General features: G+C 50.2%; 4 protein-coding genes. All 4 read right to left on the reverse strand.

Annotated features, from left to right (window positions below):
* Nucleotides 1-182: hypothetical protein (locus tag AC6F7T_RS13905; RefSeq protein ID WP_500719815.1), on the reverse strand; the 182-nt coding region annotated here is incomplete at its 3' end.
* Nucleotides 183-194: 12 nt separating this feature from the next.
* Nucleotides 195-812 (reverse strand): hypothetical protein, encoded by a 618-nt coding sequence (locus AC6F7T_RS13910; RefSeq protein WP_500719817.1) that lies wholly within the window; start codon nucleotides 810-812, stop codon nucleotides 195-197.
* A gap of 206 nt (nucleotides 813-1,018) precedes the next feature.
* A complete protein-coding gene (locus AC6F7T_RS13915; RefSeq protein ID WP_500719819.1) occupies nucleotides 1,019-1,156 on the reverse strand; it encodes a hypothetical protein in 138 nt (45 codons plus the stop codon).
* 53 nt (nucleotides 1,157-1,209) lie between these two features.
* A complete protein-coding gene (locus tag AC6F7T_RS13920; protein WP_500719820.1) occupies nucleotides 1,210-2,232 on the reverse strand; it encodes a major capsid protein in 1,023 nt (340 codons plus the stop codon).
* Nucleotides 2,233-2,320: the final 88 nt, after the last annotated feature.

Below are 2,320 nucleotides of genomic sequence, written 5' to 3' on the forward strand. Positions count from 1 at the left end.
AACAGCACCATTGCGATAATTCCTTTAATCGCTGCGTTACGCCCGTCGCTGTAGATTTTTGTAAGCATCCGCAACAGTGACCGCGTTTCCTCATCAAATACGCAGTGGTCTGTTTTTTTCATGGCTTGTGCTATTGCTTCAATATCTTTGTCAGTTAGGGTTCTTTCGCGACGTTCAATCATAACTAAAAACCTTTAAGGTTTATGAATTTCATAAAAACCAAAGTCAATTTTGACTCTGGATTCTCCGGTTCCTGCTCTGCGTTGTATCTTCACGCCAACGGTAGCCCCCGCTGGAAAATTGATTTCTCTGTCAGTCGCAACGCCATTACCCACGGAAGTATTGCCAACTCCGACTTCACCATAAATGATAGTTCGCCCTGCAAGCTCACCGCCGGTGAATGATTGCACTATTCTCGCAACAACGTCATGGCTGGCCGGCTTGGAGAAATTAAACCGAGTGACTGGAATGTCAACCGGTGTTCCGACCGTCACCGTCGGGTTATAAAACAATTCGACAACAATATCAGAGGAGTTTGTAATAACACTTCGCTCCTGCAAGTGGATCTCGCGTTCTCCAATGACAACCTCTGCATATTGCGGTGTTGTGCCGGACAAAACAAACTCATGGCCGATACTGTAGGTGTATCCCTGATGCGTCGAAAAGTGGAACCTGTCGAGCTGCTGGATCGCGCCGGAAGGGTCTACCGAACGCCGCAACTGCTCAACGTTAGTTTTCAGCTCACGGTTTCCGACTTCTTCGCTGTCCAGAAGGTCGGACGGAATGCCTGGGAGAGTGTAAAAATCACTCATTCACTGGCTCCTCAGCAACGCCCTTGCGCTTCTTCCGCTTCTGCTGCAATAGCCAAACGCGGTATTCAGGATCGCCGGGTTTTGCGTACTTTTTTGACGGCCGGTTGTTTTGCATCACTTTGCGGCTCCGTAGGCTGGTTAATTTGTTTGTTGATTTCAATCTGTTTGGTCAACTGCTCTTTGATGGATTGCATTGGTTGCTTCCTTTATGCCTGCTCAAGTGCTTCTATTCTGGCAATTGCGGCGGCAAGAGCAGCAGCTAACGACTGGATAGTATTTGCAGGAAGAGAGTTGCTAATCTCTTGCTGTTTTACAAGGGCCGCTTTCAGTTGTGCGCTTGTCATATCATACTCCTATGATTAAGCCGGGGAGGTTAATCCCCGGCTGTTTCGATCAATTAGCCATTGGTGACGAGGAATGCCAAGGGTACGTTCTTTCGATCAACGACTCGCTCCCACTGCGCTGCTGCGCCAAGCTCGGCAAGGTTGAAACCTGTAGCGCTGTCAGCAGGAGTGCCTGTGTGCTTAAACCCGAAGGGATGCAGAATCCACGTCTTGCGGGTCCATAGGGTTTCAATACCGCCACCGTCGCCCTGTGCTTCCTGACGCTCAACAGCAACAGGAACGTCAGGAACGCCATCGCCATAACCGAAAGCACCAGCCCCGAACAGGATAGAAGTGTACTTTGGAGCACTCGTCCCAGAAGCGGCGACATAGGGCATAGAATCATCAACAATGACACGTTTTCCCAAGAAGGTTGGAATGCTCATATTGCCTTGGCTGTCAGGAATGAAGTCGATGTCGTCATTGTCAACCATGCGCTTATAAATCATGGAATGCACAGCAAGGGCCTGTGTGCCATCTACGCGGTCGCCAAGGGTGAAAGCGGCGCTGGTGAAATTCTGACGGGTAAAAACGCTGTTGGCAGTGATGTTAGCCGTCAACGCCTCAGACGCGTCATAGACCATATCACTGTTATCATTCGCAACGTTATCAGCCAGTACGCCATTTGCAGCAGCAATCAACCGGCGCTGCCACTGGCGGACCCAGTAAGTATCCACACGGGAGCGGATATGCTCCATTGCTTTTGGCCCCATTGCCAGCTCAGAAGCAAGGTCCGATTTGCTCCAGCCTTGGTTCAGAAACACCTTACGGCTGATCTGCTCGCCTTGGGTGACTTTTTGCGGCGTGGCGCTGGATGTCGGATCGTCACTTGAGCGATTCGGCTCAACGGTTTCGTCAAGATCACGCCAGAAGGGAAGTTCAGCCAGCTTGCCGGGTGCAGTCGCCAGACCGTTCAGCAGTGGGTTACTGGTCACGATACCAGACTGATAAAAAGCGGTTAATTCGGGAGAGTTTACAGCGGGAAGGTCTTGAAATACTGTTACGTCGATAATGTCGGTCAATTGTACTGTAGCCATGATTTGCTCCTGTCGTTAAGTTTGACCGGAGCTAAAATAGGAAAAGCGCCCCGGCGATAAGTAATAACTATCGTCAGCAGGGCGCTTA

It is taken from the genome of Pelovirga sp., from assembly GCF_059864205.1.